Origin of the sequence: Streptomyces sp. NPDC059534, from assembly GCF_042743475.1 — a bacterium.
In the GTDB taxonomy this organism is placed as follows: domain Bacteria; phylum Actinomycetota; class Actinomycetes; order Streptomycetales; family Streptomycetaceae; genus Streptomyces.
In genome coordinates, this window is the sequence record NZ_JBHWAQ010000005.1 from 1 (window position 1) to 15193 (window position 15193).

The following is a 15193-nucleotide window of genomic DNA, read 5'->3' on the forward strand; positions in this document are numbered from 1 at the left end:
CGCACCGCACGCTCGCGTAACTCGGCCGGATAGTTCCTCAAAGGACGTGACATGGACTCCATCTCCTCACGAAATGAAGTCTCCGAACACACCGGGGCGGTTCAGACTTCGCCCTCACGGACGACGAGATGGACGCCGTGGCCGCGCTCGACCGCGGTCTGCGCACCGGTCCGCACCCCGACGAGCTCAACTGAGCCGCGTAACCGCATCTCCGAGGGCCTCCGCTCCGGACAGATCGTCACTGATCATCTGATGCCGAACCTCTTCATTCCCAAACAAAAAACGCACACAAAGGCAGAAAAAGGCATAGCCATGTCACTCAAGGAAATCCTTCCCGGTCGTCTCGGTTTCGGTACCGCCCCGCTCGGCAACATGTTCCGCGCGATCCCCGAGGAGGAGGCCCGCGCCACCGTCGAGGCCGCCTGGGACCACGGCATCCGGTTCTACGACACCGCCCCCTTCTACGGAGCCGGCCTGGCCGAGACGCGCCTCGGCGAGGTCCTGGCGACGAAGCCCCGCAATGCGTACGTACTGTCCACCAAGGTCGGGCGGGTCATTCTCGACGAGCATGAGACCACTGCCCGCGACCTCGGCGAGAAGGGAGGGCTGTTCGAGCACGGCAACCCGAACAGGATCCTTCACGAGTGGACGGCCGCCGCGACCGAGCGCTCCATCGAGGACAGCCTGAAGCGTCTGGGCACCGACCGCCTCGACATCGTCTGGGTGCATGACATCGCGCAGGACTTCCACGGCGACCAGTGGCTGCGGAAGTTCGAAGAGGCGCGTACGGGCGCCTTCCGCGTGCTGTCGCGGCTGCGCGACGAGGGTGTCATCAAGGCATGGGGCCTCGGTGTCAACCGCACCGAGCCCATCGAGCTGACCCTCGCCCTCGACGAGCCGCGGCCCGACGGCTTCCTCCTCGCAGGCCGATACACCCTCCTCGACCACCCTCACGCGCTCCAGCGCCTGCTCCCCACGGCCCAGGAGCAAGGCGTCGACATGGTCGTCGGCGGCCCCTACAGCTCGGGCATCCTCGCCGGGGGCACGCACTTCGAGTACCAGAAGGCCCCCGCCGAGGTCATCGAACGCGTGGCGAAGCTCAAGGCCCTGACCGACAAGCACCACATCAGCATCAAGGCCGCCGCCCTGCAGTTCTCCCTCGCACACCCCGCCACCGCCGCCGTCATCCCCGGCGCCACCCGCCCCAGCCGTATCGCCGAGGACACCACGGCCTTGGACGAGGCCATCCCGGCCGCGTTCTGGACGGACCTGCGCAGCGCCGGTCTGGTCAGCCCCGCCGCCCCGCTCCCGAACAACGCCTGACCCCCAGACCGGCACACAAGTTCCACCCCCACAGGAGAAGCACTCATGGCCTCCACCTCCGTCAGTCGCATCGTCCCCGCCTCGCCCAAGCAGGTCTGGAACCTCATCGGCGGCTTCGACGCCCTCCCCGACTGGCTCCCGTACATCCCCCAGAGCACCGCGCTCGAAGGCGGACGGGTCCGGCGTCTGACCAACCCCGACGGCGACGTGATCGTCGAACGGCTCGTCGCCTTCCACGAAGCCGAGCGGCACTACAGCTACGCCATCCTCGAAGCACCGTTCCCGGTCACGGGTTACGTCTCCACCCTGCGCGTCCACGCGGTCGACGGGCAGGACGGCGTCGCCGAGGTGCAGTGGTCCGGCCGCTTCACGCCCGACGGCGCCACCGACGCCGAGGCCGAGGAACTCTTCGCCGGGATCTACCACGACGGCCTGGAAGCCCTCCACCAGGCCCTTTCCGCCTGACCCACGCACCGGCCACAGCAACGCCCCACCACGAAAGCAGGACGCTCCTGACCTGTGCGGGTTCCCGCGCCCCTGCTTCGAAGGCCCGACGATCCGTCGTCGGGCCTTCGTGTCGTCGGGCCCGTCCCGAAATTCTTTCCGCGCACGCGATGAGTTCCCGCCCGGCCGCCGGTACGTACAGGCGAGTCCACCGGATCACCGGGGACCGATCATCAGGAGAGTCCACATGACTGACACCCGTGCCGCCGACCGCGCCGCCATCCAGGCCGTACTGGCCGACTCCTACAAGGCGTGGGCGGCCGGTGACGCCGAGGGCATGGTCGCCGACTACACCCCGGACGCGAGCGCCGTCATGACCGGGTCGCTCCGCGACAGCCGCGACGTGATCCGCGACAACATGGCTCTCGCCTTCGCCGGTCCGCTCAAGGGCACCTCGACCTGGAACAAGACCCTCAGCGTGCGCTTCATCGGCACCGACGCCGCCATCGTCCTCACCGAGTCCGGCATCCTCTTCGGCGAGCAGACCGAAGTCCCGGAGGAGGGCAAGGTCAACGCGACCTGGGTCTTCGAGAAGCGCGACAGCCAGTGGCTGATCGCCGCGTACCACAACGCCCCGGTCCTGGCACCGGCCCTGTAGGGCCGTCCCACCCCCGCCAGGCCGTACGTCGTTGCCGGACTCGTCAGTCGATCGGACCTGCCCGTCCGGTGACTGATCACTGATGCGGCGAGGGGCCGGATCGAGCCGCAGATGCCGGCCGATCCGGTCCCCAGGCGGTCATGGGCCGATCACCCGCCCACCCTTGAGGCCACCACCTGGAAATGGGGACCGTGATGCGAGGTGTGCGACCCGGTCGATCAGTCCACCCTCGGGTGCGGGGGTGTCGCCTCGTGCAAGGACGAGCGGGTGTGGAGGGCGGCGAGTGCGGCGCGCGTGGTGACGCCGGTCTTGCGGTAGATGCGGCCGAGGTGGGACTCGACGGTGCGGGGGCTGAGGTAGAGCCGGGCCGCGATGGCGGGGGTGGTCAGGCCGGCGGCGACCAGGGTGGCGATCTCGCTTTCGCGTGCGGTGAGCGGGGTGGGGAGCGGATGGGCCGTCTCGGGGGCCGTGGCTGGATGCGGCGCCGTCGGGCGCAGCAGGTCCGCCAGCTCGGACAGCTGGTGGGCTCCGCCGGCCGCCGCGAGGTGCCGGGCACGATCGCACAGGGCCTGGGCATGCTGCGGGTGTCCCGCCGAAGCGGTCGGCGACGCGCCGAGCAGCAGGCTCACGGCCTCCCAGAGCACCGCTCCGGCCCGGCCCGCCTGGTCCGCTGCCTCGGCGAACGCGGCAGCGGCGGCCGCGTGGTCGCCGTCCGCCATCAGCCGGTGGCCGGCGCTGCGCAGCGCCGCGGCCCGCTGGGAAGGGAGCCCCAGCTGCTCCGCCTCCGTACGGGCCCGCTCCGCCCGGGTCCGGGCGGATTCGGGATCGCCGGTGGCGAGTGAGGAGAGGACCAGTACTTCGACGATGAGCGGGCGCATGGACGGGTGCAGGCGTTGGAGGTCGTCGTCGCCCGCCCGCAGGATCGCGGCGCGGGCGCGTTGCGGGTCCCCGGCCAGCAGGGCCGCCTGGCCCAGTACGCACCAGGCGATGGAGGCCCACCAGTTCATGCCGGTGCCGGCCGCGGTGACGGCCTCCTCGGCGACGGCCAGGGCGGTGGCGTCGCCGGGCGGCAGGGCGTAGAGCAGGGCGTGTGCCTTGTTGGCGAGGACGAAGGCGAGCAGCTCGTCGCTTCCGATGCCGCGGGCGATGCTCTCCGCCTCGTCCGCGAGTTCCAGGGCGGACTCGACGCGGAGGGTCGTCAGGTGGACGTGCGCTTTGCACAGCAGCAGGTGGGGGACGACGTACAGCCGACCTCCGCGGCGGGCGACGGCCAGGCCCCGGTCGGCGTGGCGCTCGGCGTCGGCGTAGCGTTCCAGGAACGCCTCCGCCCAGCCGAGGCGGGCCAACGGCTCGCACAGGCCCGCGAGTTCCTGGTCGGTCAGCGCGTCGACGAGCGCGGCGGCCCGTCCGGTGGCCTCCACGGCGGCCGGCATCTCGCCCTCGTACGTCTCCCCCAGGGCGGCGACGGCGAGCATGCCCGCCTCGGCCACCTCGTCGCCGAGCTGCCGCGCGAGGTCCAGCGTACGGTCCACGTCCGCCCGCACCTGCGGATAGGGCGTGGCGTGCGGCGCGGACGAGGTGAGTTCCAGACCGAGCGCGACGACGTCGGCGGACGACGGGCTGGGGGTACGCGTGAGCTCGCGGCGCAGCAGCGCGACGGCCTCGGGGTACCGGCCGCGGTACCGCTCCATCACCGCGCACAACGTCACGGCCGAAGCCCGCACTTCCGCCGCGTCCAGGTCACCGGGCGGCGACATGGCGATCACCTCGTGCAGCAGGTCCCGGCTCTCCCTCAGTCCGCCGGACACACCCAGGGCCTCTGCCCTTCGCAGCATCAACTCCCGGCGCAGGAACAGGTACTGCGGATCGTCCGGCAGATGAGCGAGCGCCGCACCCAGCCAATGGGCACTGCTCGCGGGCGCGGTGGAGGCGGATCGCTCCGCGGCCTCGGACAGGACGGCGAGAGCCTCGGGGTCCCATCCGGTGAGCGACCGCTCGACATAGTGGGCCCGCTCGGTGACGGGAGCGCCGACCTCGGCCAGCGCCTCGGCCGCAAGTCCGTACAACCGCACGCGGACGTGGGGGTCGATGTTCTCGTGGACGAGGGTCCGCAGCACCGGATGCCGTAGGGACCATCGCCCACCGGGCGCCGGGCGCAGCAGATCCCGGCCGGCCAGGACCGTCAGATCCGCGTCCACCTCGGCCGCGTCCCGGCCGGTCACCCGGGCCAGCAGCACGGTGGTGCCACGATCGCCGAGTACGGCCACCGCTTCGGCGAGACGACGCCGGGCGGGCGGCAGAGGAGTGAGCTCGTCGAGGAGGACGGAGCCGAGGCCGAGGGAGCCGAAGCCGAGGTGGTCGGAGCGGGGCCGCGTACGCGGGTCACCGACGCCAGGACCCCCGGCGCCGCCGGCCTCCCGTACGTCCTCCGCCCGGCCGGCCTGCAGGAGGGCGAGGAAGTACAGCGGATTGCCGTCGCTCGCGGCGAACAGTTCGCGGGCCCGACCGGACGACAGCCCGGGCGCCAGAGCCGGTGCCAGCACCCCCACACAGGACTCTCCGTCGAGCGGGCCGAGATCGAGGCGAAGCACCGTACCCAGATCGACGCCCCTCATCATGGCCGCGGCGGGCGACGCCGAGGTCTGCCGATCCCTTCGGGCCACGACGATCACGACCGGTGCCCTCGGCGGGTGGCGCACCAGGTGGTCGAGGAGTTCCGACGACGCCGGGTCCGCCCAGTGCAGGTCGTCCAGCGCCAGCACCAGGCCGGGTTCGGCGACCCGACCGAGCAGCTCGGCGGCCGACCGGTGCAGCCCGAACCGGTCGCCTCTGCTCCCTTCGACGAGGGCCGGGTCCATCAGCCGCATGCCGTGATCCGCGAGCGCGTCGCTGAACGGGTGGTAGGGCAGGTGCTGTTCGTATTCCGCGGCCCGGCCGCGCAGCACCCGCATTCCCCGGCTCTCCGCTCGTCGGCAGAATTCCGCCAGCAGCCTGCTCTTGCCGATCCCGGCCGGCCCGGCGATGTCCACGACGGCCGGCCCGTCCACCCCACCGAGCCTGCGGTCGAGCACCTCGCCCCAGCGCTCCAACTCGGCTTCCCGGCCCACCAGCGGCGTCACGTGCACGCCCTACTCCCCTCGGGACAACGTCCGTTGGGGGCGGCCACCACGACGATCTTACGTAACCGATTAGGTGACTTCACGGATGTCCCCCCTCCCCCGCCCTGGCCAGGATGACGGGGCCGGGCCGCGCGCCGACCGTCGTCGCGCGCAGGGGCGCCGTCCGGCGGGCGGCCCTCTCGTACGACGTCGCCGAGCCGAAGAGGCCCGCGAGGTCGGCGAGGTCGGCGAGGTCGGCGAGGTCGGCGAGGCCCAAAGCGCCACGAGCCCCACTAGCCCCACTAGCCCCAACAACCAGACGATCAGCCATCGACCAGAAAGCAGGAGGTACCTCTGGTGCCGACCCGGATTCGTTTCCTCGCCGCCTTCGCAGCCACCGCGCTCGCGGCCTCTCTCGCGGCGTGCGGTTCCGCTGCGGAGGGAGACCGTACAGCTGCGAGCTCGCCGGCCCAGGCCGGTGGCTCGGGTGGCTCCGGTAGCTCCGGTAGCTCCGGCGACGCCGGTACGAAGGACTGCTCAGGCAAGAAGATCGAAGGAAGCGTCAAGGACGACGGGGTCGGCGGCACCGTCGCCCTCGATCCCTGTGCGACCCCCGCGACGGAGAAGGCGACCCTCACCACCGCATGGGTGACCGTCTCCGACATCCCGAGGGACACCGCACATCCCTTGAACATCAACCCGGTCTCCTGCCGGAACGACTCCGCCGACAGCTGTACGCAGGTCAAGGTCGCGGACAACTTCGCCCTCTGCAACACGGCCAAACCAGGCTGTCATCCGGCACGGAACGAACAACTCACCGTGGTGTGCCTTGCCGACGACGTCGACCGATCCCAGGGAGATACCACCCGGTGGTACGGCATCCTGCTCGACAGACGACTGCTGGCCCTGGGAACGGACCATGACGCCAGGTTCGTCCAGCACTTGACGGACAAGGGCGACAAGCCCGTCGGCTACGTCCCCACGACGGCGGTCACTCCGGTGAAGGGCGGGCTGCCGGCCTGCGACGGCACCGTACTCAACAGCAGAGGGTCACTCGACATCGCGCGGGCGGGAGGCGGGGCGATCCGCTGAGGCCAGGAGCGCCTGCGAATGCCCGCGAGCGCGAGTCGGCGCTGCACCACTTCGACGACCTGCATCGACGACATCGCAACCAACGTCGAAGCCGCCCAGGCCGCGGGCATGCAGGCGCATCTGTTCGAGGACAACGCCCGGACGATCACTCGCATCGCAGCTCACCTTCATGCCGGCTCTCGGGCGACCGCAGGGGCCGGGGTGGGCAGCCCGGCCAGCCTGGTCGGGCCGGTCGTCCTCGGCCTCCTCAGCCCGGCCGGCCTGATCGCCGTTCCCCGGGCGCCACCCTCAAGACCGCTCGGACGACACCTCGTCGGTCTGCGGGGCTACGACGTACGGGCGCAGGACCATGAGCGAGTCCTCCAAGGCCGCCACCATGGCAAAAGGGAACCTGTCGAGTTCAACGCAGAGTGCGACATCATCAGGATGAACACCCTGACGGACACCCTCCGCCAGCTCGGCGGCGGCGCGCGACTCCCGGGCGCGGCGGAGGAACTCAGCCGCATCCGCGTCGGCCTCCGCAGCCCTCAGGGCGATGTACTCAGCGCACGCCAGATCCTCCTCGGCGCGCCCCTCCTCACCGGTGACGACGAACGTGACGCTGTTGCACTCGCGCTCCCGCAAGACCCGCGCCGTCGCGTCCGCCACCACGAAGCCGGCGCACAACACCAGTGACGCCTCCTTCACCGCCAGCGCACCGACCGTCCCCGCCGTGGTCTTCTGCACAACGGTTCGACCGCCGAGGTCAACAGACCTCAGCAGACCCGGCGAGTTGACGGCATCGAACCCCGCCGCCGGACCGTCCTTGAGCGCCACCCAGTCCGGGTGGACCGCCTTCAGTGCCAGCGCCTCGTCCAACGACTCGGCAAGGACGATCTTCTCCGCGCCCTGCCCGAAGGCCCAGGCAGCCACGGTGAACGCACGCATGACGTCGACCACGACCGCCACGGAGGGGACTTCGACGAGCTCGGCTATGCCAAGGAAACGAGCATCCATCCGGTCATGATCATGCATGCCGGACCCGAATCACCCGGCCAGTGACCGGCATCACATCAACACCCTTGGAATGTAACGTCGTTGGCTTTCAGCGCTGCGCACGACCTCAGGGCTGTCGCTTCCCAGGTCGCCACACGTACCGGATGTTCGGCTCGCGTTCCTCGTTGCGGTGACCGCCGGTGCGCTCGGCAGCGACGAAGCCGTGCCGCTCATAGAAGCGACGTGCCGACTCGTTGACCTGGAACGTCCACAGCCCCAACCCGGCCGGGCGACGCCGCTTCGCCAGGTCCACGAGGCGACTACTCACGCCCTGGCCCTGCCAGGCCGGACTCGGCGCCGGCCTGATCGAAAGCCGGGTGGCGTGGGATGGGGCCATCGATAAATACCTCGACATCGGACGCGGCGATCGGAGACTCTTCGTGCGATGACCAGAATCAACGACACGCCTCCCGCATGGGACGAGCGCACCCAGCTCACCGCATTCCTCGACTACGCACGTGACACCGCCCGCTCCAAGTGCGACGGCGTCTCCGCGGAGAGCGCCCGCAAGGCGCTCCTGCCGGGCTCACCTCTGATGACCATGAGCGGATTGATCAACCACCTCCGCTGGGTCGAGTACTACTGGTTCCAGGTGGTCTTCCTCGGCGAGGAGGACGAGGGTCCCTGGACCGAGGAGGACCCCGACCGTGAGATGCGTATCGCGGTCGACTTCCCGCTTGCGCAACTCCTCGGCGAATACGCCGAACAGAGCGCCCGTTACCGCGATCTCGTAGCCGGCAACGGCCTGGACGTCCGGGCCAAGCGAGCGGTCCGCAGCGGCCTCCACGTCGACCTGCGCTGGATCCTCCTCCACCTCACCGAGGAGACGGCCCGCCACAACGGCCACCTGGACATCCTGCGCGAGATGCTCGACGGCACGACCGGCGCCTGAATCCCTGCCCGCGCGATCCTCGTGCCGGGGTCGACCATGCCCAAGCAGGGCTACGTCTTCCTCGGCACGGTCACGGCAGCGGCACCGGTCGCCCGGCGCAGGACCTGCCCCGCCCACCTCGGCATGGTCTTGCTCGTTCCCTCGCAAGAGCAGGATCGACCGCCCGGAGATCCCCTCGGGGCCCGACCCTGTATCGCCTCACCGGAGGCACTACCCCTCCCGGCATCTGTCCCGGACCTCGGCGCGTCGCTGGAATCCGGCGGACTCGTAGGTGGCGACGGCACCGGTGTTGGAGCTCGGGGTGCAGACGATCGCACTCGACGAGCCGAGCCGCTGGAGCGCGGCCGCCGCGGCCACGCTGATCGCCCTGCCATAGCCATGACGTCGGTGTTCCCGGTGCACGCCCATCGGTTCGAGCACCCCGGGCCGACCGGGGCCGGCCGACCACACCGTCACCGCCGCCACCGCGTCACCCTGATCGTCGTACGCGAGGAGGCACCGGGCTTCGGAATAGGGCAATCCGGCAGCCATCGCATGCCAGCGCTCGTCGGTGAAACGCGACCCGTCGAACGCGGCCCGATGAACGGCCGTAAACATGTGCACCGTGTGCGCCTTCTCGGGTGCGACCACCTCGATCCGAACGCCGGGATCCTCCACCGGCTCCGTGAGGTCGCGGCGCAGCGGCGTCCACGGCTCGCCGTCGTTCCACCCGTTCCCGTGCAGCAGATCCTGGATCAGCGCGTCCGTCGGCGCCTCAACGTACGCCGTCCCCTCAGGCAACACGCCACGCTCCGGCTCGGACATGTCCACCATCAGTCGCCGTGCCAACTCCGAGTCCGACTCAGCGCCCGGCGCGATCGTGAGCCGCAGCAGCTCGGGACCGTCCAACAGGCCGATGGCGAGCACCTGTTCGTCCCGCGTCCATGTCCGGACCGCCGCGGCCGTGGCCTCCGCACCGAACCGCCAGAACCATCCCAGGTCCCCCGGATGCAGCTGCATGGGAGCGCCGTCGCACTGCCACTCCCGCAGCACGTCCACGACGCCACTCAGCCCGTCGACTCCCGGCTTGCCCAAGACGATCGCCATACCTCCGATCACACACCACGACACCCACAGTCCGCACCCGAGTTTTGCCCGGTTGGTGCGGCCGAGTGCGCCCGGCTGGTCCCGCTCGGTGCGGTACACGGCCACCTGCTGCGTGGAGGACCAGTGCGGTTCGACAGGAACGCAACACGCTCCACCCCCAACGGTTTCTACAGGTCACGTGCGCGACCAGGGAGATCAAGGACTGTTCCGCAGCCTGACATAGAGTTTGAACACGTTCAAGTTCGAGTGGACGGAGACGGAGCCCCACCGGTCGTCACGGCCGTTGAGGGCGACCTCGGCACCGTCGTACAGGGCGAGCAGTCCGCCGAGCACAAGGAGGGAGGGGCGGGGGCGTCGTCCCGCTCGCTAGGATCGTCGGGATACCAGGGCTGACCGCAGGAGGCGCCGCCCCGTGGGTACCGCCCGCACACTCGCTCAGGTCTACCGACGTTTCGGCGAGGTCGACGCCGCCACGACATCTCCGCTGTACGAACGCGTTGCCGTCGCCCTGAGCGAGTCCGACGCGGCGTTGCGCGCCATCGAGACCGTGCCGGCGCGCAAGCGGCATCCCACGATGATCCTCGCCGCGCTGCACGACCTCGCGCTCGAAGGACGTGCCCCGGCGCTCGCCGATGCCTATGCCGCCGGGGATGGCGAAGCCGCCGCCGGCACGGCGATCGAGACGCTGCTGCGCATGACGGACGCGGTCGTTGCCATCGTCGCGAACCGCAGGATGCGAACCGACGAGACCGGGCGCTGCGCCGTGCTGTATCCGGTCATTGCCGAGGTGGCACGCCGGGTGGGCGCAAGCGCTGTGGGGCTGATCGACGTGGGCTGTTCGGCCGGCCTCAACCTCAGTGTCGATCGCGTGGGCATCACGTACAGCAACGGGCAGACGCTGGGCGACCCGTCATCTCCCGTACAGATGAAGTCCTCGATCGTGGGCAGCCGGCCTGTGCCGACGTGGGCCATGCCGGAGGTCGTCGCTCGGATCGGGATCGACGCGGATCCCGTCGACGTCACCGACGCGGCTGGCGCCCGATGGCTCCGCGCCTGCCTGCCGCCCGACCAGCGGGAAGCCGTCGCGCGGCTCGACGCGGAGTTGGCGTTGGCGGCGACGGCGCCCCCACTGCTGCTGCGGGGTGGCGCCGTCGACATGCTGCCTGAAGCCATCGCTCGCGTGCACCCGGACGCCCTTCCTGTCGTCATCACGACCTGGGCCCTGTCGAAACTCCCGGCCGAGAGCCGCCTGCGCTTCCTGCACGGCCTCGAAGAAGCGGCAGCCGGGCGGGTGGTGGCGTGGGTGTCGGCTGAGGGGGTCGGAGTCGCGCCGACGGTACCGACACTCGGCGATCGCCGCGCCTCGGGCCACAGCATCATGGGGCTGGCGGTGTTCGGGCGACCGGTTGCGGACGTCGAGGTAGTGGGCCGCTGCTGGTCGCGGGGCCGTATGTTGGCGTGGCTGGCGAATTCCTGACGGGGCGCCCGCGCAGGGTAGGCGGCGGGCTTCCCGTACGAAGACAACGCCTGTCGACCCAAAGGGCTGGTGTGACCGATGCTCGCTCGGGATGCTCACGCCGGTCGTGGGCGACTGCCTGAGAAATGACATCACCGCGCTCGGCCCCCCGCCTACCCGGGCACCGGAGCGGCCGAAGTGCCTCCATCGGCGAGCTGCTCGCTCGCCGCTTGCTCAGGGTCCGGTCGAGCGAGACGCGCTAGCGGCCCATCCCCTGGACCCGCAGGGTCTGGGCGGGACGGACCCGGGACAGCTTGGCCGCGGTGCCCCGTGCGGACTCGAAGGCCACGGCCGTGTTGCCGTTCGTACGCCAGGGTTGGGCGCCGCACCACGGCCCGATCAGGCGGAACTGCTCCAGGGCGGGGGCGTACAGCGTCGACCGGAGCATGTAGTAGGCCAGGAGGTGGCGTAGGTCCGGCAGGCGCTCGTCGTCGGGTGCGACGTGGGCGAAGGAGGCGGCGATCTGCTTCAGTGCGCGCCTTGCCAGGGGATTGACGGGCGTCGCGCCGGCGCCGGGTCGGTCGGTGAGCTCGGTCAGGGCGTGCGGGTAGATGCCGGCGAGCGGGCTGCCGGGCGGGGCCTTGCGGACCGCCTGGCGGGAGAAGCGCATCATCCGCCGGTCACTGCCGAACCACTTGGCGCACCAGTACTGGAGGGCCTGCCCGTGCCCCTCGTAGTGGTGGGGTGCGCGGGCGATGAGACCTTCCCAGAGCGGCTTGAACTGGGAGCGTCGGTACTTCGCTCCGCGCGCGGCGGTGACCATGACGACCCAGGGGCCCGGGTTGGCGGGATCGAGCAGGGCCGCTTGCCGTGCCTCTTCCATCGCGGCCAGGAGCGCGGTCTGGAAGCGCTCCATGTCCGACGTCAGGATGTCGTCCGCGTAGCCACTCCCCCGGATCTCCCAGGCGCGATGGACCATCAGGCTCGCGTGGAGGGTGGCCGCGTCGCAGTTGCCGGGCTCGGCTGCGCGCCAGGAGTCGAGCCAGCCATCGCCTTCCCGAGCGACCTGCTGCAGGAGCTCCAACCGAGCCCATCGCTCGTCCCAGTCCTCGCCCGCCGCCCGGACGTACTGCTCGGCGAACGTCCAGTCGCCTTCCCACGCGGCGTCGGCCACGGCCTGCCGCTCCTTCGTCCGGTACGCCGGTGGAGGCGGGCCGGGGCGCCGCGAGTCGAGCTCCTCGCGGGGCGGAAGTCCGTAGGCGGACGCCACGAAGTCCTCCCCGGCCCAGCCGTCGACACGGCCGGGAGAGGCGAGTACGCGGTAGAGCACGACGAGCAGCAGCCCGAGTACGAGGAAGGCGGAGATGGTCACGGAGGGGAATCCTCTCCGAACCGATCACCCTCTGCAACATTCCAGGCCAACGATAAGGCGAGGCCAGGACGGCGGCACAGGGATACCGGGGCACGACCCTTGCTCGGGTCGGCGGCGCGAACCGCTCGGGCAGCGGGAAGGCGCCGGGGGCAGCCCAGCACGGGGGGCGGGCGCGGCTCCATCCTCCCCCGATGACGCCCGCGACGTACGCCGTGGACCCCCGGCCGATGGGACCGCCCTGGCGGTCGTGGGAGGGGGTCGGCGAGGACGCGGCCGCCGGGCAGGGCGTGTACGCGCCGCTGCACTCCGTCTCCTTCGGCACACACGCCGTGGGTCGCTACCTTCCCGCCGGGCCCGAGGCCCGGCCCGTGGGTCTGGCCGGCCCGGGGTCCCCGCTGCCCGGCCCCGTCCCGACGTCCTGCTCGTCCCCGGCCACCCCCTCACGGGCGCGCCGTGGGCCTGACATTGGCTGAAGGCGCACGTATGGGCGGGGGCCGAAGAGTAGGTGTCGCGTCTTCCGTCCTGGCGCCATTGGGCCGACAAATGTCGCCGGGTCCGTAGTGGTTGACGCGCGTCGACCGGGCCGTCAGTCTCGGGGGGACTCTCGCCCCTGGGTCACCTCGGATTCGTGAGGCCATGGAGGATTGATGCCCCGACAGCCCCGACGCCCCCTTCGTTTCCTGCCGCTTCGACTCCTACTCTCGCTTGTCATGACCATGTCCGCGTCGTTGATCGGGGTGGTGGTCACCGCCGGGGCCGCCCAGGCCGACGGTTGCTACACCTGGTCGCGGACCCTCTCCGAGGGTGCTTCCGGTGCCGATGTCACCGCCCTGCAGGTACGCGTGGCCGGCTATCCCGGCTACGGCGGGGTGCTGGCGATCGACGGCGCCTACGGACCCGGCACCGCGGCGGCGGTCAAACGCTTCCAGGCCGCTTACGGACTGGCGGCCGACGGGGTCGCCGGACCGGCGACGTTCAGCAAGATCTACGCGCTTCAGGACGACGACTGCACCCCCCTCCACTTCTCCTACGCCGAGCTGAACGACTGCAACACCACGTGGGCCGGAGGGGCGGTGAGCGCGGCGACCGCCAAGTCCAACGCTCTGCGCACGATGTGGAAGCTGGAGGCCCTGCGTCATGCCCTGGGCGACCAGAGCATTCGCGTCACCAGTGGGTTCCGCAGCGAGGCGTGCAACGCAGCGGTCGGCGGCGCCGCGTCGAGCCGCCATCTGTACGGCGACGCGGCCGACCTCGGCTCCGGACCCCACTCGCTGTGCCTGCTCGCCCAGCAGGCCCGCAACCACGGCTTCAACGGGATCCTCGGCCCGGGCTACCCCGGGCACAGCGACCACACCCACGTCGACCACCGGGCCGGCCGATTCTGGTCCGCGTCCGGCTGCGGCATCTGACGCTCTGGCGCGCTGCCCGCATGGACAGCGCGCAAGTGCTGTTCGCCGACGGGCGGGCGGGCCGGGGTCGGAAAGACGACGCGGGGTGGGAGGCGCCGGTCCAGCCGCGCGCGGCAGGCGGTCGCCCACACCATCATCGACGGCGCCTTCACGGGGCAGGTGCACCCGGCCCCACCGGACGACCCCGGCCGCCGACAGATCACGCACGATGATCCGGAAGGACGCCAAGGGTCGCCCTCGCCCGAGCAGCTCAGGGTGCCTGGCTGGAGAAGCCCTATGCTGCGGGAATGATCAAGCCCATTGAACTCGTCATATTCGACTGCGACGGGGTGCTGGTCGACAGTGAGCGCATTGCCGTGCGCGTACAGGTCGCCCTGGGTGCCGAGTTGGGTTGGCCACTGACCGAGGAAGAGGTCGTGGACCGGTTCATCGGGTGCTCGCATGCGGCCATCCGCGCGCAAGTCGCGGATCGGCTCGGCGAGGAGAGGGCCGCGACCTGGTCGGAGAGGTTCGAGCAGTTGCACCGCGAGGCCGTGGACGAGGGGCTCGCGCCGGTCGACGGGCTGCCGGAGGCCCTGGACGCGCTCACCTTGGCGACCTGTGTCGCCTCCAGTGGCACTCACGACAAGATGCGTCACACCCTCGGCCGGACCGGACTCCACGAACGCTTCGCCGGCCGGATCTACAGCGCGTCCGAGGTCTCTCGCGGCAAGCCCGCCCCCGACCTGTTCCTGTACGCCGCGCGGCAGATGGGCGTCGATCCCGCAGCCTGCGTCGTGGTCGAGGACAGCCGGCCGGGCGTCCAGGCCGCCCGGGCCGCCGGCATGCGATCCCTCGGCTACGCCGGCGGCCTGACCCCGGCCGAGCGCCTTGAGGGCGCCGGCACCACCGTCTTCCACGACATGCGCGAACTGCCGGCACTCATCGCGGACCGGTAGCGGTGTCCGGGATCGACGCGCGCGGCGAGCCGAAGCAGCGGTTCCGCGACTCGGACCTGGTCACCGCCCTTGTCGCCGTTGCGCGTCGAACCTGAGCAGCACCCGCACCACGCGCCACACCGCGGCGGCGACGGCCAGCACGGCGCCCACCATGAGCAGCCCTTTGCCCACGGGCTCGGAGACGCCGACGAGCACCGCCGGCACCAGGAGTACGCCGAAGACGAGCGCGCCCAGCAGACCGGCCGTCACCAGGGCGAACATGATCTCCACCGTCATCGCGTCCTTCTCCCACCGCGACTCCCGCCCCATGTCCATGGATGGATTTTCGCATGAGACTCGGGCGGTCGGACCCTGGTGTTCGAGTTCGCGGGACCGCTAGGGCGTGTATCG

General features: G+C 70.8%; 14 protein-coding genes and 3 pseudogenes. 10 read left to right on the forward strand and 7 right to left on the reverse strand.

The window, feature by feature from the left end; translation table 11 throughout:
• Positions 1-104: 104 nt before the first annotated feature.
• The 4 genes and pseudogenes from ACFVZH_RS07610 to ACFVZH_RS07625 form a co-directional block, all read left to right on the forward strand.
• Positions 105-194: pseudogene (locus ACFVZH_RS07610) on the forward strand (aldo/keto reductase); the annotation flags it as partial.
• A 118-nt stretch (positions 195-312) separates the two neighbouring features.
• Positions 313-1323: an aldo/keto reductase gene (locus tag ACFVZH_RS07615; protein WP_384894299.1), complete on the forward strand. Its 1011-nt coding sequence runs from the start codon at positions 313-315 to the stop codon at positions 1321-1323.
• A 45-nt stretch (positions 1324-1368) separates the two neighbouring features.
• Positions 1369-1788 carry an SRPBCC family protein gene (locus tag ACFVZH_RS07620; RefSeq protein ID WP_384894301.1) on the forward strand — a complete coding sequence of 140 codons (420 nt, stop codon included), beginning with the start codon at positions 1369-1371 and terminating at the stop codon, positions 1786-1788.
• A gap of 226 nt (positions 1789-2014) precedes the next feature.
• The gene (locus ACFVZH_RS07625) at positions 2015-2425 is read left to right on the forward strand and encodes an SgcJ/EcaC family oxidoreductase (RefSeq protein ID WP_384894303.1); all 411 of its coding nucleotides are present in this window, start codon (positions 2015-2017) and stop codon (positions 2423-2425) included.
• A 218-nt stretch (positions 2426-2643) separates the two neighbouring features.
• Here the strand turns inward: ACFVZH_RS07625 and ACFVZH_RS07630 are convergent, their stop codons facing one another.
• Together ACFVZH_RS07630 and ACFVZH_RS07635 are read right to left on the reverse strand one after the other, a co-directional pair.
• Positions 2644-5544, reverse strand: coding sequence for an AAA family ATPase (locus ACFVZH_RS07630; RefSeq protein WP_384894871.1), 2901 nt, complete (start codon positions 5542-5544; stop codon positions 2644-2646).
• A gap of 79 nt (positions 5545-5623) precedes the next feature.
• Positions 5624-5800 (reverse strand): hypothetical protein, encoded by a 177-nt coding sequence (locus tag ACFVZH_RS07635; RefSeq protein WP_384894305.1) that lies wholly within the window; start codon positions 5798-5800, stop codon positions 5624-5626.
• 80 nt (positions 5801-5880) lie between these two features.
• On the opposite strand from ACFVZH_RS07635, the gene ACFVZH_RS07640 reads away from it, so the two are divergent.
• Both ACFVZH_RS07640 and ACFVZH_RS07645 read left to right on the forward strand, forming a co-directional pair.
• Positions 5881-6615 (forward strand): hypothetical protein, encoded by a 735-nt coding sequence (locus tag ACFVZH_RS07640; RefSeq protein ID WP_384894307.1) that lies wholly within the window; start codon positions 5881-5883, stop codon positions 6613-6615.
• A gap of 63 nt (positions 6616-6678) precedes the next feature.
• Positions 6679-6789: pseudogene (locus tag ACFVZH_RS07645) on the forward strand (HAD family phosphatase); the annotation flags it as partial.
• Positions 6790-6903: 114 nt separating this feature from the next.
• Here ACFVZH_RS07645 and ACFVZH_RS07650 read toward each other — a convergent pair.
• Together ACFVZH_RS07650 and ACFVZH_RS07655 are read right to left on the reverse strand one after the other, a co-directional pair.
• Positions 6904-7611 carry a 2-phosphosulfolactate phosphatase gene (locus ACFVZH_RS07650; protein WP_384894309.1) on the reverse strand — a complete coding sequence of 236 codons (708 nt, stop codon included), beginning with the start codon at positions 7609-7611 and terminating at the stop codon, positions 6904-6906.
• 106 nt (positions 7612-7717) lie between these two features.
• Positions 7718-7939: pseudogene (locus tag ACFVZH_RS07655) on the reverse strand (GNAT family N-acetyltransferase); the annotation flags it as partial.
• Between the two features lie 96 nt (positions 7940-8035).
• Here ACFVZH_RS07655 and ACFVZH_RS07660 point away from each other — a divergent pair.
• A complete protein-coding gene (locus ACFVZH_RS07660; RefSeq protein WP_384894311.1) occupies positions 8036-8542 on the forward strand; it encodes a DinB family protein in 507 nt (168 codons plus the stop codon).
• A gap of 210 nt (positions 8543-8752) precedes the next feature.
• Here ACFVZH_RS07660 and ACFVZH_RS07665 read toward each other — a convergent pair whose 3' ends face one another.
• The gene (locus ACFVZH_RS07665) at positions 8753-9628 is read right to left on the reverse strand and encodes a GNAT family N-acetyltransferase (protein ID WP_384894873.1); all 876 of its coding nucleotides are present in this window, start codon (positions 9626-9628) and stop codon (positions 8753-8755) included.
• 412 nt (positions 9629-10040) lie between these two features.
• On the opposite strand from ACFVZH_RS07665, the gene ACFVZH_RS07670 reads away from it, so the two are divergent.
• Positions 10041-11105 (forward strand): DUF2332 domain-containing protein, encoded by a 1065-nt coding sequence (locus tag ACFVZH_RS07670; protein ID WP_384894313.1) that lies wholly within the window; start codon positions 10041-10043, stop codon positions 11103-11105.
• Between the two features lie 238 nt (positions 11106-11343).
• On the opposite strand, the gene ACFVZH_RS07675 is transcribed toward ACFVZH_RS07670, so the two are convergent.
• The gene (locus ACFVZH_RS07675; protein ID WP_384894315.1) at positions 11344-12456 is read right to left on the reverse strand and encodes a hypothetical protein; all 1113 of its coding nucleotides are present in this window, start codon (positions 12454-12456) and stop codon (positions 11344-11346) included.
• A gap of 710 nt (positions 12457-13166) precedes the next feature.
• Between ACFVZH_RS07675 and ACFVZH_RS07680 the strand changes: the two genes are divergently transcribed.
• Both ACFVZH_RS07680 and ACFVZH_RS07685 read left to right on the forward strand, forming a co-directional pair.
• Positions 13167-13865 carry a D-Ala-D-Ala carboxypeptidase family metallohydrolase gene (locus ACFVZH_RS07680; protein WP_384894317.1) on the forward strand — a complete coding sequence of 233 codons (699 nt, stop codon included), beginning with the start codon at positions 13167-13169 and terminating at the stop codon, positions 13863-13865.
• A 287-nt stretch (positions 13866-14152) separates the two neighbouring features.
• Positions 14153-14803 carry an HAD family hydrolase gene (locus tag ACFVZH_RS07685; RefSeq protein WP_384894319.1) on the forward strand — a complete coding sequence of 217 codons (651 nt, stop codon included), beginning with the start codon at positions 14153-14155 and terminating at the stop codon, positions 14801-14803.
• Between the two features lie 60 nt (positions 14804-14863).
• On the opposite strand, the gene ACFVZH_RS07690 is transcribed toward ACFVZH_RS07685, so the two are convergent.
• Positions 14864-15118 (reverse strand): DUF6332 family protein, encoded by a 255-nt coding sequence (locus ACFVZH_RS07690; protein WP_384894321.1) that lies wholly within the window; start codon positions 15116-15118, stop codon positions 14864-14866.
• Positions 15119-15193: the final 75 nt, after the last annotated feature.